This is a genomic window from Microbacterium galbinum, assembly GCF_023101185.1.
GTDB lineage: Bacteria > Actinomycetota > Actinomycetes > Actinomycetales > Microbacteriaceae > Microbacterium > Microbacterium galbinum.
Window position 1 is genome coordinate 2,407,374 of record NZ_CP078077.1, and the last position, 23,319, is coordinate 2,430,692.

The following is a 23,319-nucleotide window of genomic DNA, read 5'->3' on the forward strand; positions in this document are numbered from 1 at the left end:
GCCGTGGTACGACGACCGGCTCCTCCTTCGGCGTCTCCGGGGCAGTCCGCGACGGCATCCGGAAAGGCGTCCGTGACCACGTCCGCGTCGCGCCGTCGTCGCGGGGCCGAGGCGAAGGTCGACGTGCGGGAGTGGGCCGCCGGCATCCGTCTCTCGGCGTTCTCGGTCATCATGCTGTCGCTCGTGGTGCTGGGTGCCTGGGTGCTCGTGCCGACGCTCGGCACGTTCATCGACCAGCGGCAGAAGATCGCGGCCCTCGAGGCTTCGGTGCAGGTCAGCGAGGAGCAGATCGCCGAACTCGAGCAGGAGCGCGAGCGCTGGGACGACCCGGCGTACATCACGACGCAGGCGCGTGAGCGCCTCTACTACGTCAAGCCCGGCGAGGTCGTCTTCCTCATCGACAACGACCTCGATGCCACCGACCTCCCGCGCGAGCAGGAGCCGGTGAGCGACACGCTCGAGGAGAAGCCGGCCGACTGGATGCCGCAACTCCTGCGCACCCTGGTGTCGAGCGGTCTGAGCGACACCGCCGCCGTCGCGCAGTGACCGGCGCTCCGAGCATCCTCTCGGCAGCCTCCCCTACGCTGGTGGGGTGACCACGCCGCCTTTCCCCGCGCCCACCGCCGCCGAGCTCGCCGTCGTGTCGGCCCAGCTCGGGCGCCCCGTCCGCGGAGTCGTCGGCATCGCCGCGCGCTGCGCCTGCGGCAACCCGACGGTCGTCTCCACGACGCCCCGCCTGCCCGACGGAACCCCGTTCCCGACGTTCTACTACCTGACGCATCCGGCGGCGACGGCCGCGATGTCGACGCTCGAGGCCACGCAGGTGATGCCCGAGCTGGCCGCGCTCCTCGAGACCGATGACGACGTGGCCGTCGGCTACCTCGCCGCGCACCGGGCGTATCTCGCCGACCGTGCGCAGTTCGGCGAGGTCGCCGAGATCGACGGGATCTCCGCCGGGGGAATGCCGACGCGCGTGAAATGCCTGCACGCACTCGCCGGGCACGCGCTCGCGGCAGGGCCGGGAGTCAACCCGATCGGCGATCTCGCCCTCGCCCGCGCGAGCTGGTCGCCCGAGGTGTGCCGCTGCGATACGCCCGGAGCGGCGCTCCGCGACGAGACGGATCCGTCGGCGTGACGGTCCGGCGGACGCTGCGCACCACCGCCGCGGCGGCGCTGGTGGCGGTGTCCGTCCTGCTCCTGGGCGCGACGGCGACCCCCACTCCGACTCCGGGGCCGGGCACCGGTCCCGTGCCCGACGATCCCTCCGATCCGGTGCGGGCGCAGGAGTACTGGCTCGACGGCGCACGGATTCGCGAAGCCTGGCAGACGACGCGTGGAGAAGGCGTCACGATCGCGGTGATCGACACCGGCATCGGCAAGGTGCCCGAGGCCTTCGGCGACGCGGTCATCGGCGGCACCGACGTGTCGGGAACCGGATCGCCCGACGGCCGCACCGCGTTGGGCGCGGTCGACGGCAACCACGGCTCCTGGGTCGCGTCGCTCGCGGCCGCCCGAGGTGCCGCCGACGGCACCGGCATGATCGGGGTCGCCCCCGAAGCGAATCTCCTGTCGATATCGGTCGGCTTCGGGGCAGCGGCCGCCGTGCCCTTCAGCGAGCAGGTCGCCGAGGCGATGCGCTGGGCGGTCGATCACGGCGCCGACGTGATCAACCTCTCCTTCACCACGAACACGCTCGACTGGGACGAGAGCTGGGACGACGCGTTCCTCTACGCCTTCGACCACGATGTCGTCGTCGTGGTCGCCGCCGGCAACCGGGGGAGCGGCACGAGCATCATCGGTGCTCCCGCGACCATCCCGGGCGTGCTCACGGTCGGCGGCGTCGACCAGACCGGCACGGCCAGCGTCGAGGCGTCGACACAGGGCATCACGATCGGCATCTCAGCGCCGAGCGAGGGGCTGCTGGGCATCTCGGCCGACGGCAAGCTCGCCTCCTGGAACGGCACCAGCGGCGCGGCACCGATCGTGGCGGGCATCGCCGCGCTGATCCGGTCGGCGCACCCGGATATCCAGGCCATCGATGTGATCAACCGCATCATCAAGACCGCGATCCCGGTGCCCGGTGTCACCGAGGTCCCCGATCCGCTCTACGGATACGGACTCGTGGATGCCGCGGCGGCGATCTCCGCCGATCTCCCCTCGGTCGACAAGAACCCGATGGGAGATCTCGCCGAGTGGGTGCGGCTCTATCGCCGGGCCGCGGCGGCCGATCCCGAGCCGGAACCCGAGGCGACGCCGGTGGAGGTTCCCCCGCTCCCCGCCGCCGACGCACCGACCGAACCGGGTTCCCCGCTCCTTCCCAGCGCCGATTCACTGCGCTACGGTACCCTGCCGCTCGTCGCACTCACAGTCCCTGGTATCCTGGTGGGGCTTGGCGTCACCGCAGCTGCCCGGCGCATCCGATCGGCGCGCGTTCGACGTACGCCACATTCCTGACTCCGAGGAGTTGTCCCCCTGTGCCTCAGAACAGCACTGTGCCCAAGATTCTGATCGTCGGTGGAGGCTACGCAGGCTTCTACAGCGCATGGAAGCTCGAGAAGCACCTGCGCAAGGGCGAAGCCGACGTCACCATGGTCGACCCGCTGCCGTACATGACGTACCAGCCGTTCCTGCCCGAGGTCGCCGCAGGTTCGATCGAGGCGCGCCACTCGGTCGTCGCGCACCGTCGCCACCTCAAGCGCACGAACGTGATCACCGCCAAGGTGACGAACATCAACCACGCCGAGAAGGTCGCCACGATCACGCCGCCGTCGGGTGAGCCGTACGAGTTCGCCTACGACCAGATCGTCGTCACCGCCGGTGCCGTGTCGCGCACGTTCCCGATCCCGGGCATCGCCGACAACGCGATCGGCCTCAAGACGATCGAAGAGGCCGTCGCGATCCGCGACCGCGTCATGTCGAACTTCGACAAGGCCGCGTCGCTGCCCGCCGGCCCCGAGCGCGACCGCCTGCTGACCGTCGTCGTCGTCGGTGGCGGGTTCGCCGGCATCGAGGTGTTCGCCGAGCTGCGCTCGCTCGCCTCGTCCCTCGTCGGCAAGTACCCGCAGCTGAGCTTCGAGGACACCCACTTCCACCTCATCGAGGCGATGGGCCGCATCATGCCCGAGGTCTCGCTGCCGACCAGCGAGTGGGTGCTCAAGGACCTCGCCAAGCGCGGCGCCAACGTGCACCTCGACACGCAGCTCACGGGCGCGGTCGACGGCAACGTCGAGCTGTCGACCGGTGAGGTCATCCCGACCGACGTGATCGTCTGGACCGCCGGTGTCATGGCGAACCCGACCGTCGTGCGCGGCGGCGACCTGCCCGTCGAGGAGCGCGGCCGCATCCAGACCCGCGCAGACCTGCGCGTCGGAACCCCGGAGGCCTTCGTCGAGGGCGCCTGGGCCGCCGGTGACGTCTCGGCCGTCCCCGACCTCTCGGGCGGTGGCGTCGGCGGCTTCTGCGTGCCGAACGCGCAGCACGCCGTGCGTCAGGCCAAGCTGCTCGCGAAGAACCTCGTGGCCGTCCTCCGTGGTGAGGACCCCAAGGAGTACTTCCACAAGAACCTGGGTGCCGTCGCCGGTCTCGGCCTCTACAACGGTGTGTTCCAGTCCGGGAAGATCGCGCTCAAGGGCTTCGTCGCCTGGGTCGCGCACCGTGGCTACCACGGGCTCGCGATGCCGACGTGGGAGCGCAAGTGGCGCGTGCTGTGGGGCTGGTGGAACAACCTGTGGCTCGGTCGCGACATCGTGAACCTGCAGACCGTGCAGAACCCGCGCTACGTCTTCGAAGAGTTCGCCGCTCGTCCGCGTCCGGCCGCAGCGCCCGCTGCGCCTGCCGAGACGGCTCCGGCCAAGACGGATGCCGCGGCCGAGAAGGCCGAGAAGGCTCCGGCTGACAAGGCTCCGGCGAAGAAGGCTCCGGCGAAGAAGCCCGCCGCGAAGAAGCCGGCTGCCGAGAAGGCCGCCGAGCCCGCCGCAGCGAAGTAATCCGCGTCATCGAACGCCCCGACTCCCGCCCGGAGTCGGGGCGTTCGTGCGTCACCCCGTATTCGCACGGGGCTCATAGGTGCGATCGCTACTCTCGGGCATGCAAGGGGAGTACTCCCGTCTGCGGTGGTGTCGTCATTACGGACATGTCGATGTGTCCCGGCCCACCGGCCCCGTCCGGGGTGGAGGAGACCTGGCGTCCGCCGTCGCGGACAGCCGTGGATCCCTCGTCTCCTCCCGTCGTGGTTCCCGTGGTCGTCCGCACACGACCCGAAGGAATCGCATCATGGGAAAGCTCTCCCGCCTCATCGGAATGGCCACGCAGGCGCTCGACCTCGACTCCGGTGATCGCCGCCGGGATCAGGCCCCGCCGCAGACCGCGGCTCCGCGACAGCCGGCGCGCGGCCACGACCCCTACTCGCCGCCGCCCGCGCCGGGAGCATATGCCGACGCTCCGCGCGCCGGCGCCGCGGCCTCCGACGCCGACCGCGCGGCGATCGCGCGCTACGACTACCTGATGCAGACCGCCGACCCGCAGCGCATCGAGCAGATGCACCGTGAGGCGTTCGAGCGCCTCACGCCGGCGCAGCGTGCGCAGATCGAGGACCGCATGCGCGCGGAGCTCCCTCCGCACGAGCGCCCGGCGTCCGCGTCGGCCGACAACCTCGCGCGGGCGGCCGGCCGCGCCGAGGCGGCGAAGCCCGGACGGATGCGGGGGCTGCTCTCGCGCGTGCGCGGCGGCGGACGCGGGCTCGGCGCGGCGGGTGCCGTCGGCGGCGCAGCGGTCGGTGTGCTCGGGGCGGTCGCGGGCGGGGCGGTGCTCAGCACCGTCGCCGGGCCGCTGCTCGACCAGGCGGCGAGCCTGAGCGTCGACTTCACCGCGCTCGCCGAGGGCGTCGACCTCGAGGCGATCGCAGCGGGCATCGACGTCGAAGGCTTCGCGGGCGCGGCTGAGGGCGTCGTCGGTTCGGCCGGCGAGGCGGTCAGCGGGCTGGGCGAGACGGCGAGCGGCTGGGGCGACAAGCTCGGGGAGCTCGGGCTGCCCGACATCCGCGATCTCTTCGGGCGGTGATCCGCGACCACGAGGAGTGCCCCCGCTGGGACTCGAACCCAGACTGAAGCGATTTTAAGTCGCCTGCCTCTGCCATTGGGCTACGGGGGCCTCGTCGTGGCCAGCCTATCGAAGCCTTCGCGTGCGATCCGGTCCCGCGATCCGTGACCCTGAGTCCGAGAAGCCGTAGGGTGGGGGAGTGCTCGACCTCACAGCCGAACTGAGCCCCGATCCGCACCGCACCGGGGTGTCCCCCGAGTGGGAGAACCCCGCCAGGTACTGGCCGCGCCTGACGGCCGCGACCGCGCATCTGCCGGCCCCCGTGGCCGTGATCGATCGCGACGCGCTCCGCTACAACGCGATGGACATGCTCGTTCGCGCGGGGGGTCTGCCGATCCGGGTCGCGTCGAAGTCGGTGCGTGTGCGCGCCGTGCTCGACGCGGTGCTGGCTCTTCCGGGCTACCGGGGCATCCTCGCCTTCACGCTCGCCGAGGCGCTGTGGCTGGCCGAGACGCACGGCGACATCGTCATCGGCTATCCCACGGTCGACCGGGCCGCACTCGCGCGGCTCTTCGCCGACGAGCAGGCGGCCCGGCGCGTCACCCTGATGGTCGATGACCCTGCGCACCTCGATTTCATCGACAGCATCGCCGGTCCCGGTCGTCGGCCGGAGGTCCGCGTCGCGATCGACGTCGACGCGTCGTGGCGCTCGGCCCTGCTCGGTCACATCGGGGTTCGCCGCTCGGCCCTCTTCAGTGCGGGTGAGGTCGCGGCGTTCGCCCGCGAAGTGGCGGCACGCCCCGGGTTCCGGCTGGTGGGGTTGCAGATGTACGACGCTCAGATCGCCGGGCAGGGCGACGACGCAGGGTCGGATGCTCCGCTCATCCGTCTCGTCCAGGCGCGTTCCCGGGCCGAGCTGCGGGAGCGGCGGGCCGCCATCGTCTCGGCGGTCGCCGAGGTCGCCCATCTCGACTTCCTCAACGGCGGCGGCACGGGTTCGCTCGAGTTCACGGCGAGTGACGAATCGCTCACCGAGGCGAGCGCCGGGAGCGGTCTTCTCGGGGGCCACCTCTTCGACGGGTACCGCTCGTTCCGACCCGCACCGGCATCCGCGTTCGCGTTCGATGTCGTGCGACGCCCCGCCGCCGACATCGCCACCGTTCTCGGCGGGGGATGGATCGCGTCGGGTCCGCCCGTCGCCTCCCGTCAGCCCCGACCGGTGTGGCCGGAGGGTCTGCGCACCCTCCCGCGCGAAGCCGCGGGCGAGGTGCAGACGCCGTTGCAGGGCCCGGCTGCCGCCTCGCTCGGTGTCGGCGACCGCGTCTGGTTCCGGCACGCGAAGAGCGGCGAACCGGCGGAGCGCATCGATCGCTATCAGCTCGTCTCGGGCGACGAGATCGTCGACGAGCTGCCCACCTATCGCGGCGAAGGAAAGGCGTTCCTGTGACGAGAATCGGCGGCACCTGGCAGAACTGGGGGCGGTCGGCATCCGTCAAGCCCGTCCGTGTCGAGCGCCCGCGCACGCCCGAAGGGGTGCAGCGCGCCGTCGTGGCCGCCGCCTCGCAGGGGCTGACGATCAAGGCCGTCGGCGCCGGGCACAGTTTCACCGGGATCGCGGTCGCCCCGGGCGTGCTGCTCGAGCTCGACGATCTGCAGGGCCTGGTGTCGGCGGATGCCACGACCGGCCGGGTGACCCTGCTCGCCGGCACTCGTCTGCACCGCATCCCCGGTCTGCTCGCCCCGTTCGGCCTCGCGATGGAGAACCTGGGCGACATCGACCGGCAGTCGATCTCCGGGGCGATCTCCACGGGAACGCACGGCACGGGTACCGGTTTCGGGGGACTCGCAACGCAGGTCGTCGGCGTCACCCTGGTGACCGCCGCGGGCGAGTTCCTCCGGGTCGACGACGAGCAGAACAGCGATCTGCTTCCCGCCGTCGCTCTCGGACTCGGGGCCCTCGGGATCCTCGTCGAGGTGACGCTGCAGTGCGTTCCCGCCTTCGTACTGCACGCCGTCGATGCGCCCGCCCCGCTCGCAGACGTGCTCGCGACGCTCCACGATCGCGCGGCGGCATCGGATCACTTCGAGTTCTACTGGTTCCCGCACACCGACGTCGCGCTCACGAAGCGGCAGACCCGTCTCGACGAGTCGGCGGTGCGCAAGCCGCTCCCTCTCTTCGGCAAATGGGTCGACGAGTCGCTGCTCTCGAACGGCGTCTACCGCGCGGTGTGCGCCGCGGGCCAGGTGGTGCCCGCGGTCACGCCCCCGTTCAGCCGCCTCGCCGTCAAGCTCACGGGCGATCGGGAGTACACCGACCGCTCGCACCGGGTGCTCACGCAGTCGCGCAACGTGCGCTTCCGCGAGATGGAGTACGCCGTGCCGGCGGAGCGGATCGTTCCGGTGTTCCGCGCCGTGCAGGCGCTGATCGCCCAGCGCGGATGGCGCATCGAGTTTCCGCTCGAGGTGCGGTTCGCGGCGGAGGACGACCGCTGGTTGTCGACGGCCTACGGGAGAGCCAGCGCCTACATCGCCGTGCACCGCTACTGGCGGGCCGACCCCACGGAGTACTTCGAGGCGGTCGAGCAGATCATGCACGAGCACGGCGGGCGCCCGCACTGGGGGAAGCTGCACACGCTGAACGCCGATCAGCTGCGTGAGCGGTATCCCCGATTCGACGATTTCGTCGCGCTGCGCGACCGGCTCGACCCCGATCGGCTCTTCCGCAATCGGTATCTCGATCGCGTTCTCGGAGCCTGAACGCATTCACAGGTCCGAGACGCGTCATGCCCAGTCCACGTGCAGGCGCGGTGGATAGGATGAGAGAAACACGAGGAAGGGTGGGCCTCTGATGGAATGGCTCGTGCCGGTACTGATCATCGTCGGCGTGATTCTGCTGGTCGGCATCTATCTGTGGGCCACGTACAACTCGCTGGTTCAGTTGAACGTCCGCGTCGATGAGGCATGGAGCGGCATCACCGTCCAGCTCAAGCGTCGAGCCGACCTCATCCCCAACCTCATCGAGACCGTCAAGGGCTATGCCTCGCACGAGAAGGCCGTCTTCGAGAACGTGACCCGTGCGCGCGCCGAGACGCTCTCCGCGAGCGGGCCCGGTGCGGCCGGCATCGCCGAGGGCCACCTGCAGCAGGCGTTGCGCAGCCTGTTCGCCGTCGCCGAGGCGTACCCGCAGCTGCAGGCCAGCACGAACTTCCTCCAGGTGCAGCAGGCTCTCGTCGACACTGAAGACAAGATCCAGGCTGCGCGCCGGTTCTACAACGGCGGTGTGCGCGAGCTCAACACCAAGATCAAGGTGTTCCCGAACAACCTCTTCGCCAAGGGCCTGGGATTCACCGAGCGCGAGTTCTTCGAGGTCGCTGACAGCGGAGCGATCTCCGAGCCGCCGCGCGTCCAGTTCTGATCGCGTTCCGCATTCCGCTTTCGTGAATGACCCTCACCACACGGTGAGGGTCATCTCGTTTCCGGCGAACGTCACGTCTCCCCGCACCGCCCAGTCCTCGCTGCGATAGGTGGTCGTGCGCGAACCGCCGTCGCGAGCGGTGCCGCTGAGGGTCGCCACGAGCTCCCCGCCGCTCGCGGTGAAGCTCGCGCCGTCGTCGGCGAGCACCACGGTCGGCATCGTGTCGATGCGGAATGCGACATCGTCGACCGTGCGGAACTCGGTGCCCCAGGGGATGCGGATGCCGCAGCCGTCGGCCGGGAGGGCCGTCTCCGCCGCGCATGCCTCGAGGAGCTCGTCGAGTCGCTGCTGCGCCGCTTCCGTCGCCTCGGGCCGCAGCGACGTCTCGACCTCGACGTCGTCGGCCGCGCCCGGAAGCGCCACGACGTCGATCGACCCCGACAGGTACGCGGTCGGCGCGGCCGCGACCGTGTAGACGGCGGGGACGAGGGAGAGCGCCTCGGAGGCATCGAGCACCGTGTCTTCGATCGCAACCGCCGTACCCGCTGTCGTCGAGACCGTCACCTCGGCGAGGCCCGATCCGTCCGGGACCCACCGACCGTCAGAACGGGTGAGAGCGAGGTCGGCGTCATGCTCGGCATCACCCAGCAGGAACGACACGTGCGCCACCGCGCTCGATCCCGTCTCCTCTACCGAGACCACGGCGGCCTCGGAGACGACCGAAACCGCGCCGTCGAACGCCTGCAGCGCCTCGTCCGAGACGTCGATCCCGGTGGCCTCCACCGCCGCGGCATCGCCGGACTCGAGCGCCCGGAGATACGCGTGCGCCGCCTCCTCGGCCGAGCCCGCCCGCGACTGCGCCTGCCAGATCACGATGCCCGCACCGACGAGGAGCACGGCGACGATCGCGGCGACGAGCCATCCCCAGGGCCGAGTGCGCCTGCGTCGTGGGCTCGGACGCGGATCCGTCGTGCTCCGGTCGGTCATCCGTCGGCCTCCCGAGCATGAACGTGCCGGCGAACGTCGCCGCCGAGGGCGTGCAGCGCTCCGTGGATCGCGTCGGACGCGTCGCCCCAGCCCGACACCGATACGTGCTCGAGCCGCTGCCAGGCGGCGGCGAGAGCGAGTTCGCGGGCGATCGGTTCGGCGTCTTCGGGTCGGGCCTGCGGCTCCCACCAGGCCGACTGCACCTGCAGCGTGGACGTGGAACGGTCGGCCTTGAGATCGACGCGGGCCACGATGCGGTCGCCGACGAGCACGGGCAACGAGTAGTAGCCGTAGCGACGTTTCTCGGCCGGGACGTAGATCTCGATGCGGTAGTCGAGGTCGAAGGTGCGCAGCGCTCGATCGCGGAACCACACGACGGGATCGAACGGGGTGAGCAGTGCGGCGCTCGCGAGGGCGCGCGGCAGGACGCTGTCCCGGTGCCGCCAGGCGGGGAGCGGGCGCCCGCCGCGCTCCCATCCGCGAACCCGTACGGGGAGGAGCTCCCCGGCATCCGAGAGATCGGCGATCGCCTGGGAGACCGCAGCGCGGTCGCGGATGCGGTAGTAGTCGGCGAGATCGGACTGCGTCGCGACGCCGGACGAACGTGCGGCGCGGCGCACGAGCTCGCGGATCGCGTCGGAGCGGGGAATCGTCCGGGCGCGCACATCGGCGGGGATCACGTGCTCGGCAAGCGCGTAGGTGCGCTCGAATCCCTTGCGACCGCTGATCGCCACGTCGCCCGTGCGCCAGAGGTGCTCGAGGGCGAGTTTGACGTCGTCCCAGTCCCACCACGTCCCTCGCTCGCGCGGTGCATCTTCGCGCAGGTCCACCGGCCGCAGCGGGCCGCGGGAGCGCAATTCATCCTGCACCCAGGTCAGGGTGCGCGCGTTCTGGCTCATCCAGGACTCGTCGCCCGACCAGCGTCGGCGGAAGTCGTCCATCCGGAACTGCCAGAGCGGCCAGTCCTCGATCGGGATGAACGTCGCCTCGTGGGCGAGGTACTCGACGTAGTGGGTGGTGCGTGAGAGGAACACGCGGTCGAGGAGGGCCGGCTCGTAGGCGCCCAGACGGGAGAACAGGGGCATGTAGTGCGACCGGGCGAAGACGTTGACGGAGTCGATCTGCAGCACACCGAGTCGCTCCATCGCCCGGTGCACGTGCCGCGAGGAGACGCCTTTCGGGCGCGCACGTGTGAACCCCTGAGCGGCGAGGGCGATGCGCCGCGCCTGAGCGGCGCTGAGGGTTTCGGTCACGTCGGAAAGCGTAGCCCCGGCCGCCGACATCGCGGGCGCGTGACCGGCCGCCGAAGGATGCGTCTGACGGCATACGGCATCGCCGTAGACTTGGGCGATGAGCGACGAGCAACGACCGCGGTTGAGGGATCTCCTGCGTCCGCGCCCGGTCTCGACCGACCGGACGGTGACGACCGAGGCGGAGGAGGCCGTGCCCCTCCCGTTGCGCATCACGGCGGGCTACGCGTGGCGTCTGCTCCTGATCGCCGCGGTCGTCGCGGGGTTCATCTGGATCGTCATCCAGCTCAAGCTGCTCGTGATCCCGTTGATGGTCGGCATCCTCATCACCGCTCTGCTGTGGCCCGCGTTCGAGTGGATGCTGCGGCACCGGTTCCCCCGGTGGCTCGCCGTCGCGATCTCGATCCTCGGCACGATCGCGATCGTCTCGACCCTGCTCTGGCTCGTGATCTGGCAGATCCGCGCCCAGCTCCCGGACGTGCAGGCGCGCACGGGGGCCGCGGTCGAGCAGTTCCGGCAGTTCCTCCTCGACGGTCCGCTGCACCTGACCGAGAAGCAGATCCAGGGCTACATCGATCAGGCGTTCGAACTCGTCAACGAGCAGGCCCAGCTCCTCCTCAACGGGGCTCTCGCCGTCGGAACCACGGCCGCCCACGTCGTGACCGGCGCCGTCCTGTCGCTGTTCATCCTCATCTGCCTGCTGGCCGACGGAGCGGGGATCTGGCGGTGGACGCTCCGGCTCTTCCCGCGCAAGGCGCGTCCCGCCGCCGACAGCGCGGCCCACAACGGCTGGTCGACGATCGTCAACTACGCACGCACGCAACTGCTCGTCGCCGCGATCGACGCGGTCGGCATCGGCACCGGAGCGGCCCTTCTCGGTGTTCCCCTCGCGCTCCCCGTCGCGGTGCTCGTCTTCCTCGGATCTTTCATCCCGATCGTCGGTGCCGTCGTGACCGGCGCGATCGCGGTGCTGCTCGCCCTCGTCTACAACGGCCCGTGGATCGCCCTGGCGATGCTCATCGTCGTGCTCGGGGTCCAGCAGCTCGAGGGCCATGTCCTGCAGCCGATCCTGATGGGGTCCGCCGTGAAGGTGCACCCCCTGGCGGTCGTGCTGGTGGTGGCCGGAGGATCCATGATCGGCGGCATCCCCGGCGCACTGTTCGCCGTGCCGCTGGCCGCATTCGTGAACGTGGCCGCCGTGACCGTCAGCACCGGGTCGTGGCGCACCGGAGACCAACCAGATGCAGATCTGATCTGGAGCACAGTACCGCGACAGCGGAGACGGAGAAATCGATGAGCGCAGTCCCCAGCCTGACCGAGTTCGAGCACGCAGCTCAGAGTCTGGCTGAGGTGATCTCGCACACGCCCACGCTGCCCTCCCGCGCCCTGTCGGACATCCTCGGCGCACCGGTGCTGCTGAAGATGGAGAACCTGCAGCGCACCGGCTCCTTCAAGATCCGCGGCGCGGCCTACCGGCTGTCGCGGCTGAGCGCCGAAGAGCGCTCTCGCGGCGTGGTCGCGGCGTCCGCAGGCAACCACGCGCAGGGCGTCGCGCTCGCCGCCCAAGCGCTGGGCATCCCGGCGACGATCTTCATGCCGCTGGGCGTGCCGGTGCCCAAGCTGCTCGCCACGCGCGGCTACGGCGCGGAGGTCGTGCTCGAGGGCGAGACCGTCGCCACCTCGTTGCGACTGGCAGCGGAGTTCGCCGAGCGGACCGGAGCCGTGCTCATCCCGCCGTTCGACCACCGCGACGTGGTGATCGGCCAGGGCACGCTCGGCCTCGAGCTGCTCGCCGACGCCCCCGAGGTCGACACGATCGTGCTCGGCATCGGCGGGGGAGGGCTCATCGCCGGCGTGGCCGCGGCGGTCAAGGCGCGCGCCGCCGAACTCGGCCGCGAGGTGCGCATCATCGGTGTGCAGGCCGAGAACGCCGCGGCCGTGCCGCCGTCGCTCGCAGCCGGCCGCCCGGTCGACATCGAGACGCGTCCGACCATCGCCGACGGCATCCTCGTCGCCCGTCCCGGGGCGATCCCGTTCGACATCATCAAGGACCTCGTCGACGAGGTCGTGACCGTCTCCGACGACGATCTGGCCCGGGCGATCCTCGTCCTCCTCGAGCAGGCGAAGGTCGTCGTCGAGCCCGCGGGCGCGGCGGGTGTCGCCGCGATCCTGTCGGGGAAGATCGAGGCGACGGGCACGACGATGGCGGTGCTGTCGGGAGGGAACATCGATCCGCTCCTGCTGCAGCGCGTCGTCTCGCACGGTCTCGCCGCCTCCGGCCGCTACCTGACCATCCGCATCCCCCTTCCGGACCGTCCCGGCCAGCTCGCGCGCGTCTCGGAGCTGATCGCGGAGGCGGGAGCGAACGTCATCGAGGCGATGCACACCCGTCACGGGCACGGTCTGCAGATCAGCGACGTGATCCTCGAACTCAGCGTCGAGACCCGCGGACCCGAGCACTCCGAGCACACGCTCGACACGCTCCGCCGCGAGGGTTTCGAGCCCATCGTCGTTCCGGACTGACGTCGAACGCAGAACGCCCCTCGTGCCTGCGGGCCGAGGGGCGTTCTGCGTGAGGGGGTGTCAGCCGGTGTACGTCTCGACGTTGACGATCTCGACCGAGATCGAGCGCCCGTTGGGAGCCTCGTACGACGACTTCTCGCCGACCTTCAGGCCGAGGATGGCCTGTCCGAGCGGGCTGGCCTCGCTGTACACGTCGAGGTCGCTGCCGACCGCGATCTCGCGGCTGCCGAGGAGGAAGACCTCTTCGCCGCCGGCGACGAGCGCCGTGACGACCGTGCCGGGCTCGACGACGCCGCGGCTGGCCGGTGCCTCGCCGACCTTGGCGGTCTTGAGCAGGTTCTCGAGCGTGCGGATGCGCGCCTCCTGCTTGCCCTGCTCGTCCTTCGCGGCGTGGTAGCCGCCGTTCTCCTTGAGATCGCCCTCTTCGCGGGCGGCCTCGATGCGCTTCGCGATCTCGTCGCGGCCCGTGGTGGAGAGGTTCTCGAGCTCGGCGACGAGCCGGTCGTAGGCTTCCTGCGTGAGGAAGGGAACCTGAGCGTCCGTGGACATGACGAAGCTCCTTCTTTCGGTATCGCTCCCGCTCGCGGCGGGGGATATGCCAAGACGCCCCGGCACTTGCCAGGGCGTCGTCGTTCTGCGTCGAGTCTAAGCGACCCAGCAGGTGTTCACCAAACCTGTCGTGGCCTCGGCCACGGTCGGGATGGTGGCGGCGAGGGCCTGCGCGTGGCTGTCGCCGGCGGGGATCTCGACGACCTTCCACCCGACCACGCCGAACTCCTCGTCGAGGGCCTCGACGATGCAGACCACGTCCTTGCCCTGCACGCCGGTGATCTGGAACCGCACGTCGACGCTGTGCTCGTCGACCAGCGTGTATCCCAGGTCGTCGGCATCGACCTGGTTCATCGACTGCGCCACGATGCCCCACCCGTAGCCGCCGACGAGCAGGATCGCCACGATTCCGGCGATGATCCACGGGGCGCGGCGCCTGCGGGTGCGTCCGTACCGTTCGTCGAGCTGCTCTGGGGTCGTCACGCTGCAGGTCTCCCGATCGTTAGGCTGGTGATTACAGGTTATGCGACCTGCGTACGAAAGGCCGATTCATGCTCGCTCTGTCCGAGACCCCGATGCCGACGCCCACGATGACCGTCGACCCGGAGTCCGTCACCCCCGGCTTCGTCGGGTTCGCGGCGATCGTCGTCGTCCTGATCGCCGTCATCCTGCTGATCTGGGACATGAACCGTCGTATCCGCCGCGTGCGCTACCGCGAGGAGGTGCGCGACGAGCTCGACGCCGAGGAGGCCGCCCGCGCCGCCGACGAGGCGACCGAGACGGATGCCGACCTGCCGATCGTGCGCGAGGGCGACGACGATCCTGCAGACGACGGTCCGCGCCCGGCCTGACCGATCAGACGGGTACGCCGAGCGAGGGCGACAGCGGTGCGAGGGCGATCAGCAGGCACGCCGTCCAGTGGCAGAGGAATGCCAGCACCGTGCACACGTGGAAGATCTCGTGGAAGCCGAAGCGCCCGGGCCACGGGTTCGGCTTCTTGAGCGCGTAGACGATCGCCCCGCCCGTGTAGAGCAGTCCGCCCACGATGACGAGCACCATCATGGCGACGTTCGCGTTGAGCAGGTCGACGATGTACATCACGGCGGCCCAGCCCAGCAGCAGGTAGAGCGCGACGTACAGCCACCGTGGGGCGTGGATCCAGAACACCCGGAACAGGATCCCCAGCAGGGCGCCGCCCCAGACCAGGAAGAGCAGCAGCGTGCCCTTCTCCGGCGGGAGGGCGAGCGTCGCGAGCGGCGTGTAGGTGCCGGCGATCAGCAGCAGGATGTTCGCGTGATCGATGCGCTTGAGCACGACCTTGGAGCGCGGGCCCCAGTTGAAGCGGTGGTACAGGGCGGAGTTGCCGAAGAGCAGCAACGATGACGCCATGAACACCGCGGCGGCCCACTTGGCGGGCGCTCCCTCCGAGAGCACGATGAGCACGACGCCCGCGGCGATCGCCACGGGGAAGGTGCCGGCGTGGACCCATCCGCGCCACGAGGGCTTGACCTCGATCACGGCATCGGCTGCGGCAGCCTCCATGAGGGGCAGCTGGGGGAGGTCGGGGCCGGAGTCTTCGGGAGTGCTCACGTGCACACTCTATGCGCGGTGGCATTCCGCCGGCCGTACATGTCCACAGCATCCGCACCGGCGGCGAGGGGGAGGACGCTGTAGCGTAGGAAGGTGATGTCAGGGGATAACCAGGGGCGTGGGCCGCTGTACCGGCTCTACAGCAACCGGCTGCGCCGCCGCCTCGATCCGGCGTCCGTTCCGCACCACATCGCGATGATGATCGACGGCAACCGTCGGTGGGCACGACAGCTCGGCTACGCCACGGCCGCCCACGGACACCGTGCCGGTGCGATCAAGATGCGCGAGTTCCTCGGTTGGTGCGATGAACTCGGCGTCCGCGTGGTCTCGCTGTACCTGCTCTCGAGTGACAACCTCCTCAAGCGCGACTCGGCCGAGCTGGCGGATCTGATCGAGATCATCGCCGATCTCGCCGAGGGGCTGTCGTGGGAGGGCAACTGGCGCGTCAAGCACGTCGGGCGCTCCGACATCCTTCCGACGGATCTCGCCCGGGTCCTCGCCGATGCCGAGGAGCGCACGAAAGACCACACGGGACTCCACGTCAACCTGGCCGTCGGCTACGGCGGCCGGAACGAGATCGTCGACGCCGTGCGTAGCATCCTGGTGACGCACGAGGCGTCCGGCGGCACGATGGAGGACCTCGCGGCGCAACTCACACCGGAGATGATCGGGGAGCACCTCTACACCGGAGGACAGCCGGATCCCGACCTCGTGATCCGCACGAGCGGCGAGCAGCGCCTCAGCGACTTCCTCCTCTGGCAGAGCGCCCATAGCGAGTTCTACTTCGTCGAGGCTCTCGGACCGGACCTGCGCGAGGTCGACTTCCTCCGGGCGATGCGCGACTTCGCGGATCGGGACCGTCGTTTCGGGCGGTGACGGGACGCCCGAGAGGGAGTCGTCGCCGCGCCGGCATCGTGCCAGACTTACTCGGTGAGCACCATCCACGACTACTTGGCCACGTTCGACGTCGAACCCGGTTATCTCAACTGGGCCGCGTTCGGACCGCTGTCGCCGTCGGTGCGCGAGGAGGTCTTCGCCGACGCCGACCTCCTCGGCAGCGGACGCCCCGCCTCGCTCGCGCTCGTCGCGGAGCGCGTCACCCAGGCGCGCGAGGTCGTCGCCGACATCCTGCAGGCGGATGCCGAGGACGTGACGGTGCAGCCGTCGTCGACCCAGGGACTCGCCCAGGCGCTCTACGGCGCACGGGGCACGGTGATCGCCTCGACCGCCGAGTTCCCCAGCGTCAGCCTGACGCTCGATCGCGCGGCGGCCTTCTCGCAGGGCGCGGTCGTGCCGCGATGGATCGACCCGGCCGACGGCCGCGTGACCCCGGATGCCGTCGCGGAGGCGCTCGATGACGATGTCACCGCCCTCGCCGTGAGCCACGTCGACTTCCGCACGGGCTACCGTGCCGACCTCGCGGCGCTGCGGGAGGTGATCGGCCCGGACCGATTGCTCATCGTCGACGCCGTGCAGTCCTTCGGCATCGTCGACACCGACTTCCGCGTCGCCGACGTCGTCGTGGGGCACGGTTACAAGTGGCTGCGCGCCGCGCGCGGGACCGGCTTCGCCTGGTTCTCGGATCTGGCGCGCGAGCGCCTCGCCCCGGTGCTCAGCGGGATCACCGGCACCGAGGGGGAGGGGCTCGCGGTCGACGAGCGCCCTGCGCCCGCGGCATCCGCTCGCGCCTTCACGACCAGCGGTCCCGACACGCTCGCGGCGGGTCGCCTGGCCGTCGGCGCACGCACCGTGCGCGATGCCGGGATCGCGGCGATCGAGGAGCATCTCGCGGGCCGCGTCGACGCGGTCATCGAGATCGCCGACCGGCACGGCATCACGGTCGTCTCTCCGCGTGAGCGTGAGCGGCGCGCGGGGATCGTCGCCCTCGCGCCGGAGGAGCCGGCCCGCCTCGCAGCCGCTCTCGCCAACGCCGGTGTCGTGGTGACCGCTCGTGGTTCGGCGGTGCGGGTGGCCCCGCACGCCGGCACCGACGACGAGACCATCCGGATGCTCGACGACGCGCTCGCCGGATTCGGCAATGCGACGTTCACCATCGCGTAACACTTCGCTGGCGTGTCGAGCCGGGGAAAAGTCGGCGGCTGGTCGTACCTTCAAGGCATCGGGCATGGTGCCCGATCGGGTCGGCCACAGGCAAGCGACTCGTGACCCCCTGGTCGACTCGTTCGAATAGCCGGGATTCCCCGGGTCGGGAGTGGGTCGTGACCACACGTTCAGCGCAGCAGTCCACCAGCACCGCGCAGCAGTCCACCCGTCAGTCGAATCGACGGGCGTCGTCATCGGATCCGGATCAGGATCTCCGCACCTACGTCCTCGACACCTCGGTTCTGCTGAGCGATCCGCAGGCGTTCTTCCGATTCGCCGAGCACTCCGTCGTCCTCCCGGTGGTCGTGATCACCGAGCTCGAGGGCAAGCGCCACGACCCCGAGATCGGATACTTCGCCCGACAGGCGCTCCGGCACCTCGACGACCTGCGCATCGAGCACGGGCGTCTCGACTTCCCGGTCGAGGTCGGCGAGGGCGGCACGCTCCGGGTGGAGCTCGCCAACACCGACTCCTCGGTGCTTCCCGCGGGCATCCGCCTGAGCGACAACGACACCCGCATCCTGTCGGTCGCGATGCATCTCGCCCAGGACGGCCAGGACGTCACGATCGTCTCGAAGGACCTGCCGATGCGGGTGAAGGCGGCGTCGCTCGGGCTCCGAGCCGAGGAATACCTCGCCGAGCAGGCGATCGACTCCGGCTGGACCGGCATCTCGACCCTGAACCTCTCGGGCGACGACATCAGCGACCTGTACGAGAGCGAGGTCGGCATCAGCGAGGAGGCCCGCGGCCTTCCGGTGAACACCGGCCTCATCATCCACTCGGAGCGGGGTTCCGCCCTCGGACGGGTGACCGGGGAGGGCGAGTACAAGCTGGTCCGTGGCGACCGTGACATCTTCGGGATGCACGGGCGCTCGGCCGAGCAGCGGATCGCCATCGACCTGCTCACCGACCCCGACGTCGGCATCGTCTCGCTGGGTGGTCGTGCGGGTACCGGCAAGTCGGCCCTGGCGCTCTGCGCCGGGCTGGAGGCCGTGCTGGAGCGGCAGCAGCAGAAGAAGATCATCGTCTTCCGTCCGCTGTTCGCGGTCGGCGGGCAGGAGCTCGGATACCTCCCGGGCGACCAGGGCGAGAAGATGGGGCCCTGGGGCCAGGCGGTCTTCGACACGCTCGGCTCGGTGGTCTCGGGCAATGTGATGGAGGAGGTCGTCGAACGCGGCATCCTCGAGGTCCTGCCGCTCACGCACATCCGTGGCCGTTCGCTGCACGACGCCTTCGTGATCGTCGACGAGGCCCAGTCCCTCGAGCGCAATGTGCTCCTCACCGTGCTCAGCCGCATGGGTCAGAACTCGCGGGTCATCCTCACGCACGACGTCGGTCAGCGCGACAACCTCCGCGTCGGGCGCCACGACGGCATCGCCAGCGTGATCGAAACGCTGAAGGGACACGACCTGTTCGCGCACGTCACGCTCATGCGTTCCGAGCGCTCCGCGATCGCGGCCCTGGTCACCGAACTCCTCGAGGGCGGTGAGCTGAGCTAACGGTCCGTCTCATCCGAGAAGGCAAAGAACGCCGGCCCCGAAAGGGACCGGCGTTCTTGCGTGGTCGGACGGATCAGCCCGGGTGCGTCATCGACAGCAGATCGAGCTTCTCGTCGAGCTGCTCGAGGGTCAGGTCACCGCGCTCGACGTAGCCGAGGTCGATCACGGCGTCGCGCACCGTGATGCCCTGGGCGACCGCGTGCTTGGCGATCTTGGCGGCGGCCTCGTAGCCGATCAGCTTGTTCAACGGCGTCACGATCGACGGGCTCATACCGGCGAACGCGGCCGCGCGGTCGAGGTTCGCCTGCAGGCCGTCGATCGTCTTGTCGGCCAGCACGCGCGAGGCGTTGGAGAGCAGACGGATCGACTCGAGGAGCGCCGTACCCATGACGGGGATGGCGACGTTCAGTTCGAACGAACCGGATGCTCCTGCCCAGGCGACGGTCGCGTCGTTGCCGATCACGCGCGCGCACACCATCAGCACGGCCTCCGGGACGACCGGGTTGACCTTGCCGGGCATGATCGACGAACCGGGCTGCAGATCGGGGATGTGCAGCTCGCCGAGACCCGTGTTCGGGCCGGAGCCCATCCAGCGCAGATCGTTGTTGATCTTGGTCAGCGAGACGGCGATGGTGCGCAGGGCACCGGATGCCTCGACGAGACCGTCGCGGTTGGCCTGGGCTTCGAAGTGGTCCTTCGCCTCGGTGATCGGCAGTTCGGTCTCGGCCGCGAGCAGTGCGATGACCTTCTGCGGGAAGCCGAGCGGGGTGTTGATGCCGGTGCCGGTGGCGGTGCCGCCGAGCGGGACCTCCGCGACGCGGGGGAGCGCCGACTGCACGCGCTCGATGCCGAGACGCACCTGACGGGCGTAGCCGCCGAACTCCTGGCCGAGGGTGACCGGGGTCGCATCCATGAGGTGGGTACGACCGGACTTCACCGCGTCCTTCCACAGCTCGGCCTTGGCCTCGAGTGCCACGGCGAGGTGGTCGAGCGAGGGGATGAGCGTGTCGATGAGCGCCTGGGTCACCGCGATGTGCACCGAGGTCGGGAAGACGTCGTTCGACGACTGCGAGGCGTTGACGTGGTCGTTGGGGTGCACGTCCGCGCCGAGGATGCGCGTCGCCAGCGTCGCGAGCACCTCGTTCATGTTCATGTTCGACGACGTGCCCGAGCCGGTCTGGTAGGTGTCGACCGGGAACTCGCCGTCGTGGGAGCCGGCGGCGACCTGGTCGGCGGCCTGCGCGATCGCGTCGGCGATGGCGCCGTCGAGCGTGCCGAGCTCCTTGTTGGCGAGCGCGGCGGCCTTCTTGATCCGGGCGAGGGCTGCGATCTGCGTCGACTCCAGCCCCTTGCCCGAGATCGGGAAGTTCTCGACGGCGCGCTGCGTCTGCGCCCCGTAGAGCGCGTTCACGGGCACCCGCACTTCACCCATGGTGTCGTGCTCGATGCGGTACTCGGTATCGGTCATTCCGAACCCTCCTGCGTTTCGGGGTCGATCCCCACGGTGATGACGGGCACGGCCGTGCCCTCGGCCAGACGGTAGTTGGCGCCGACGATGCCCAGGCGGCCCTCGGCGACGGCGCTGCTGATGATCTCGGACGACTGCAGCAGGTCGGCGACGGTGTTGCGCAGGTGCTCCTGGCCGACGAGTTCGGCGTCGATCTCGGCGACCGTCGTGCCGCCGCTCTCGGCGAGCACCTTGCGCGCGGCCGGGACGATCGGCGCGATCAGCTTCCAGATGTGCGGGGGCACGGGTGCCGCGTCGATCGCGGTGCCGTCGATCGCGGCGCGCACGGCCCCGCACGAGTCATGGGCGAGAACCACGATGAGCGGCACGTTCAGCACCGCCACCGCGTACTCGAGGCTCGCGACGATCGATTCGCCGATCACCTGGCCGGCGTTGCGCACGACGAACAGGTCGCCGAGTCCGAGGTCGAAGATGATCTCGGCCGCGAGACGCGAGTCCGAGCATCCGAACAGGGTGGCGACCGGGTTCTGGGCCTCGGCGAGTCCCTTGCGGCGGGCGACGTCCTGATTCGGATGCCGCGGCTCCTCGTTCACGAAACGGCGATTGCCGTCGCGCATCTGCTTCCAGGCTGCGGCCGGGGTCAGGTCGTGCGTCATGAGGCCTCCGAGAGGGTGCGGATCTGGGGGGTGAGCGAGGCGGCCAGCTCGGCGGTGGAATCGGCCGACCGCGAGCCGTAGAGCAGCACGTAGTCGTCACCGGCCTGCGTGCCGAGGGCGTAGGAGATGTTCGAGGTCGAGTCGCCGGGAGTGAAGACGTCCCACTCGATGCCGTCGATCGTGACGGTGTCGGTGGGGGCCGTCCCCTCGAGGCGCTGCGGTGCCCAGCGGGAATCGGCGTCGAAGGCCTGGGCGACCTTGACGAACCCGCGCTCGTCCTGGGCGGCAGGGGCGAGCGTGATGTCCCACACGACGGTGGCACCGCTCTGCAGCTCGGCCGCGTTCACCCGCCAGAAGTCGCCGAGTTCGGGCACGATCACGGCGCTGTCCATCGTGTTCTCGACGTCGGCGGCGATGCCGGTGAGGTCGACGGACGGCGCGGATGCCGGCTCACCGCGCGGGACGGCGAAGATGATCACGGCCAGCACGGCGAGCGTCGCCAGCAGTGCGGCGATGAGGCTGCGCACGGTCTGGCTCGACCGATAGGCCTTGCTCGACGCGGCCTTGCGGGCGGCCGTCTCCTCCGGGGTCTCGGGGCGCCCGAGTTCCGCGACGATGGGAGCGGGCTTGTTCATCGCTCGTCCCCGCCGTCGGCAGCGGCGCGGGCGGCGTCGAGTCGGCGCTTGGCGCCGAGGAGCCATTCCTCGCAGCGGGCCGCCAGGGCCTCACCGCGCTCCCAGAGCGCCAGCGACTGCTCGAGGGTCGGCGCGCCCTGTTCGAGTTCGGCGACCACGGTGACCAGCTCGTCACGAGCGGCCTCGAACGTCAGCGTCTCGACAGGGGTATCGTTCAGCGCGCTCACTCCTCCATCCTACGGCGTGCCGTCGCGATCGGTGAGCGGGCGTGGGCCGCGCTCGATCAGGATGCCTCGGCGATCTCGCCCTCCGACCGCGCGGCCACCGAACCCCGATCGACCGTGATGGTCAGGGCGCTTCCGGCCGGGGCATGCGCCGCATCGCGCAGGATCACACCGCCCTCGAGATGCGCGATCGCGTAGCCGCGCGCGAGCGTCGCCGCCGGTGACAGCGCACGCAGGGATGCCCGCAGTTCGCTCGTGCGGCGACCGGCGGCATCGAGGTGGCGGGTGAGGGTGTCTCGACCCCGCGAGAGCAGCAGCCACACCTCCTGCGCGCGGGAGTCGATGATCGGGGCGGGGGAGCGGAGCACGGGGCGCGAGCGCAGCTGTTCGAGCTGCGCGATGTCGTGCGACAGGCGCTGGGTGAGTCGCGTGGTCGCCCGGGAGCGCAGCTGTCCGATCAGAGCGCGCTGCTCGCCGACATCCGGCACGACCCGCTTCGCGGCATCCGTCGGGGTCGACGCGCGCAGGTCGGCGACGTCGTCGAGCAGGGGGTGGTCGTTCTCGTGCCCGATCGCACTCACGACCGGCGTCGAGGCGGCGGCGACGGCGCGCACCAGGCGCTCGTCGCTGAAGCCGAGGAGGGTCTGCGGATCGCCGCCGCCCCGGGCGATGATGATGACGTCGACGTCGGGATCCGCGTCGAGACGGGCGAGGGCCGCCAGTGTGTCGGGAACGCAGCGCTCGCCCTGCACCGCCGCGTACTCGGTGCGGAAGCGCACCTGCGGCCAGCGCAGCTCGGCGTTGCGGTGCACGTCCTTCTCGGCGTCGGACCTCTCGCCCGTGATGAGCCCGATCACGTGCGGGAGGAACGGCAGCCGCTTCTTGCGCGCGGGGTCGAAGAGGCCTTCCTGACGCAGCTGCGCGCGCAGCTTCTCGAGACGCTCGAGCTGGTCACCCAGCCCCACGTGCTTCATCGAGGAGACGGTGAAACTGAAGTCGCCGACCTTCACGAAGTAGTCGGCCTTGACGGCGGCGACGACGTGATCCCCGATCCCGAGGTCGGCGGGAATGCGCCCTCGAACGCTCGACCACACTCGGATCGAGATCTGCGCATCGGACTGCACGTCCTTCAGGCGCGCGAAGACGTTGCCGCCGCGGACGTTCCAGGAGGTGATCTCGCCCTCGACCCACACCGTGTTCCAGCGGGCGACGAAGTCCCGGATGGTGGCGTTCAGCCGGGCGACGGAGGTCGGGGCATCCGCCGTCGAATCGCGGGGCGAGACGGCATCCGCCGGCGGGTTCTCGCCGGGGCCGGTGGCTGCTTCGAAGACCGTCATCTGCTCTCGTCCCTGGGGGTTGTCGTGCGGGGGAGGATTCCCGGCT

General features: G+C 70.2%; 24 protein-coding genes and 1 tRNA gene. 14 read left to right on the top strand and 11 right to left on the bottom strand.

The genetic code is table 11. The features are described from left to right. The first annotated feature begins 72 nt into the window (after positions 1-72). From KV396_RS11630 to KV396_RS11650, 5 genes are all read left to right on the top strand, one after another. Complete coding sequence (locus KV396_RS11630; RefSeq protein ID WP_247632627.1) at positions 73-546, top strand: FtsB family cell division protein; 474 nt, start codon at positions 73-75, stop codon at positions 544-546. 46 nt (positions 547-592) lie between these two features. Next, positions 593-1,135, top strand: a complete 543-nt coding sequence (locus KV396_RS11635) for a DUF501 domain-containing protein (protein WP_247955818.1) — start codon at positions 593-595, stop codon at positions 1,133-1,135. After that, on the top strand, positions 1,132-2,454 hold the full coding sequence (locus KV396_RS11640) for a S8 family serine peptidase (protein ID WP_247623027.1): 1,323 nt from the start codon (positions 1,132-1,134) through the stop codon (positions 2,452-2,454). Before KV396_RS11635 ends, KV396_RS11640 begins: the two co-directional genes overlap by 4 nt. Positions 2,455-2,492: 38 nt before the next feature. Beyond that, a complete protein-coding gene (locus KV396_RS11645; RefSeq protein ID WP_247632625.1) occupies positions 2,493-3,986 on the top strand; it encodes an NAD(P)/FAD-dependent oxidoreductase in 1,494 nt (497 codons plus the stop codon). Between the two features lie 286 nt (positions 3,987-4,272). After that, on the top strand, positions 4,273-5,058 hold the full coding sequence (locus KV396_RS11650) for a cation-transporting ATPase (protein ID WP_247955819.1): 786 nt from the start codon (positions 4,273-4,275) through the stop codon (positions 5,056-5,058). A 17-nt stretch (positions 5,059-5,075) separates the two neighbouring features. Here the strand turns inward: KV396_RS11650 and KV396_RS11655 are convergent. Further along, positions 5,076-5,148: transfer RNA gene (locus KV396_RS11655), tRNA-Leu, on the bottom strand. Between the two features lie 88 nt (positions 5,149-5,236). Between KV396_RS11655 and KV396_RS11660 the strand changes: the two genes are divergently transcribed. The 3 genes from KV396_RS11660 (at position 5,237) to KV396_RS11670 (ending at position 8,452) form a co-directional block, all read left to right on the top strand. Further along, a complete protein-coding gene (locus KV396_RS11660; RefSeq protein WP_247955820.1) occupies positions 5,237-6,484 on the top strand; it encodes an alanine racemase in 1,248 nt (415 codons plus the stop codon). Continuing rightward, entirely contained in the window at positions 6,481-7,794 is a 1,314-nt protein-coding gene (locus tag KV396_RS11665) for a D-arabinono-1,4-lactone oxidase (RefSeq protein ID WP_247632622.1), read from the top strand. Before KV396_RS11660 ends, KV396_RS11665 begins: the two co-directional genes overlap by 4 nt. Positions 7,795-7,885: 91 nt before the next feature. After that, on the top strand, positions 7,886-8,452 hold the full coding sequence (locus KV396_RS11670; protein ID WP_247623022.1) for a LemA family protein: 567 nt from the start codon (positions 7,886-7,888) through the stop codon (positions 8,450-8,452). A 33-nt stretch (positions 8,453-8,485) separates the two neighbouring features. On the opposite strand, the gene KV396_RS11675 is transcribed toward KV396_RS11670, so the two are convergent. Continuing rightward, positions 8,486-9,439, bottom strand: coding sequence for a hypothetical protein (locus KV396_RS11675; protein WP_247955821.1), 954 nt, complete (start codon positions 9,437-9,439; stop codon positions 8,486-8,488). Next, positions 9,436-10,692 (bottom strand): winged helix-turn-helix domain-containing protein, encoded by a 1,257-nt coding sequence (locus KV396_RS11680; RefSeq protein ID WP_247955822.1) that lies wholly within the window; start codon positions 10,690-10,692, stop codon positions 9,436-9,438. Before KV396_RS11680 ends, KV396_RS11675 begins: the two co-directional genes overlap by 4 nt. Positions 10,693-10,789: 97 nt before the next feature. Here KV396_RS11680 and KV396_RS11685 point away from each other — a divergent pair, with 97 nt between their 5' ends. Continuing rightward, on the top strand, positions 10,790-11,986 hold the full coding sequence (locus KV396_RS11685; RefSeq protein WP_247623019.1) for an AI-2E family transporter: 1,197 nt from the start codon (positions 10,790-10,792) through the stop codon (positions 11,984-11,986). Then, positions 11,983-13,212, top strand: coding sequence for a threonine ammonia-lyase (ilvA, locus tag KV396_RS11690; RefSeq protein ID WP_247955823.1), 1,230 nt, complete (start codon positions 11,983-11,985; stop codon positions 13,210-13,212). The genes KV396_RS11685 and ilvA overlap by 4 nt, the downstream gene beginning before the upstream one ends. A 60-nt stretch (positions 13,213-13,272) precedes the next feature. Here ilvA and greA read toward each other — a convergent pair whose 3' ends face one another. Next, complete coding sequence (gene greA / locus KV396_RS11695; RefSeq protein ID WP_247623017.1) at positions 13,273-13,761, bottom strand: transcription elongation factor GreA; 489 nt, start codon at positions 13,759-13,761, stop codon at positions 13,273-13,275. Between the two features lie 96 nt (positions 13,762-13,857). After that, positions 13,858-14,244 (bottom strand): DUF4307 domain-containing protein, encoded by a 387-nt coding sequence (locus KV396_RS11700; RefSeq protein ID WP_247623016.1) that lies wholly within the window; start codon positions 14,242-14,244, stop codon positions 13,858-13,860. A 68-nt stretch (positions 14,245-14,312) separates the two neighbouring features. On the opposite strand from KV396_RS11700, the gene KV396_RS11705 reads away from it, so the two are divergent. Further along, positions 14,313-14,612, top strand: a complete 300-nt coding sequence (locus tag KV396_RS11705; protein ID WP_247623015.1) for a hypothetical protein — start codon at positions 14,313-14,315, stop codon at positions 14,610-14,612. Between the two features lie 4 nt (positions 14,613-14,616). Here the strand turns inward: KV396_RS11705 and trhA are convergent, their stop codons facing one another. Continuing rightward, on the bottom strand, positions 14,617-15,303 hold the full coding sequence (gene trhA, locus KV396_RS11710) for a PAQR family membrane homeostasis protein TrhA (RefSeq protein WP_247957593.1): 687 nt from the start codon (positions 15,301-15,303) through the stop codon (positions 14,617-14,619). 144 nt (positions 15,304-15,447) lie between these two features. On the opposite strand from trhA, the gene KV396_RS11715 reads away from it, so the two are divergent. The 3 genes from KV396_RS11715 (at position 15,448) to KV396_RS11725 (ending at position 18,953) form a co-directional block, all read left to right on the top strand. Then, positions 15,448-16,227, top strand: coding sequence for an isoprenyl transferase (locus KV396_RS11715; protein ID WP_247623014.1), 780 nt, complete (start codon positions 15,448-15,450; stop codon positions 16,225-16,227). A gap of 54 nt (positions 16,228-16,281) precedes the next feature. Beyond that, complete coding sequence (locus tag KV396_RS11720) at positions 16,282-17,412, top strand: aminotransferase class V-fold PLP-dependent enzyme (RefSeq protein ID WP_247955824.1); 1,131 nt, start codon at positions 16,282-16,284, stop codon at positions 17,410-17,412. 158 nt (positions 17,413-17,570) lie between these two features. Then, complete coding sequence (locus KV396_RS11725; protein ID WP_282185340.1) at positions 17,571-18,953, top strand: PhoH family protein; 1,383 nt, start codon at positions 17,571-17,573, stop codon at positions 18,951-18,953. A gap of 73 nt (positions 18,954-19,026) precedes the next feature. Here the strand turns inward: KV396_RS11725 and KV396_RS11730 are convergent, their stop codons facing one another. Genes KV396_RS11730 through xseA form a run of 5 tightly spaced genes read right to left on the bottom strand, consistent with a single transcriptional unit; the run spans position 19,027 to position 23,273 of the window. Continuing rightward, the gene (locus KV396_RS11730; RefSeq protein WP_247955825.1) at positions 19,027-20,421 is read right to left on the bottom strand and encodes a class II fumarate hydratase; all 1,395 of its coding nucleotides are present in this window, start codon (positions 20,419-20,421) and stop codon (positions 19,027-19,029) included. Further along, positions 20,418-21,077 carry a carbonic anhydrase gene (locus KV396_RS11735; RefSeq protein WP_247632617.1) on the bottom strand — a complete coding sequence of 220 codons (660 nt, stop codon included), beginning with the start codon at positions 21,075-21,077 and terminating at the stop codon, positions 20,418-20,420. The genes KV396_RS11730 and KV396_RS11735 overlap by 4 nt, the downstream gene beginning before the upstream one ends. After that, positions 21,074-21,712, bottom strand: a complete 639-nt coding sequence (locus KV396_RS11740; RefSeq protein ID WP_247632616.1) for a DUF4245 family protein — start codon at positions 21,710-21,712, stop codon at positions 21,074-21,076. The genes KV396_RS11735 and KV396_RS11740 overlap by 4 nt, the downstream gene beginning before the upstream one ends. Beyond that, positions 21,709-21,939 carry an exodeoxyribonuclease VII small subunit gene (locus tag KV396_RS11745; RefSeq protein WP_247955826.1) on the bottom strand — a complete coding sequence of 77 codons (231 nt, stop codon included), beginning with the start codon at positions 21,937-21,939 and terminating at the stop codon, positions 21,709-21,711. Before KV396_RS11745 ends, KV396_RS11740 begins: the two co-directional genes overlap by 4 nt. A 56-nt stretch (positions 21,940-21,995) precedes the next feature. Then, complete coding sequence (gene xseA / locus KV396_RS11750) at positions 21,996-23,273, bottom strand: exodeoxyribonuclease VII large subunit (protein ID WP_247955827.1); 1,278 nt, start codon at positions 23,271-23,273, stop codon at positions 21,996-21,998. Positions 23,274-23,319: the final 46 nt, after the last annotated feature.

Coding starts and splice junctions, on each gene's coding strand:
- ilvA (WP_247955823.1), top strand. CDS start 11,983: ATGAGCGCAGTCCCCAGCCTGACCGAGTTCGAGCACGCAGCTCAGAGT.
- KV396_RS11675 (WP_247955821.1), bottom strand. CDS start 9,439: ATGACCGACCGGAGCACGACGGATCCGCGTCCGAGCCCACGACGCAGG.
- KV396_RS11740 (WP_247632616.1), bottom strand. CDS start 21,712: ATGAACAAGCCCGCTCCCATCGTCGCGGAACTCGGGCGCCCCGAGACC.
- xseA (WP_247955827.1), bottom strand. CDS start 23,273: ATGACGGTCTTCGAAGCAGCCACCGGCCCCGGCGAGAACCCGCCGGCG.
- greA (WP_247623017.1), bottom strand. CDS start 13,761: ATGTCCACGGACGCTCAGGTTCCCTTCCTCACGCAGGAAGCCTACGAC.
- KV396_RS11670 (WP_247623022.1), top strand. CDS start 7,886: ATGGAATGGCTCGTGCCGGTACTGATCATCGTCGGCGTGATTCTGCTG.
- KV396_RS11705 (WP_247623015.1), top strand. CDS start 14,313: ATGCTCGCTCTGTCCGAGACCCCGATGCCGACGCCCACGATGACCGTC.
- KV396_RS11735 (WP_247632617.1), bottom strand. CDS start 21,077: ATGACGCACGACCTGACCCCGGCCGCAGCCTGGAAGCAGATGCGCGAC.
- KV396_RS11685 (WP_247623019.1), top strand. CDS start 10,790: ATGAGCGACGAGCAACGACCGCGGTTGAGGGATCTCCTGCGTCCGCGC.
- KV396_RS11715 (WP_247623014.1), top strand. CDS start 15,448: ATGTCAGGGGATAACCAGGGGCGTGGGCCGCTGTACCGGCTCTACAGC.
- trhA (WP_247957593.1), bottom strand. CDS start 15,303: ATGGAGGCTGCCGCAGCCGATGCCGTGATCGAGGTCAAGCCCTCGTGG.
- KV396_RS11650 (WP_247955819.1), top strand. CDS start 4,273: ATGGGAAAGCTCTCCCGCCTCATCGGAATGGCCACGCAGGCGCTCGAC.
- KV396_RS11730 (WP_247955825.1), bottom strand. CDS start 20,421: ATGACCGATACCGAGTACCGCATCGAGCACGACACCATGGGTGAAGTG.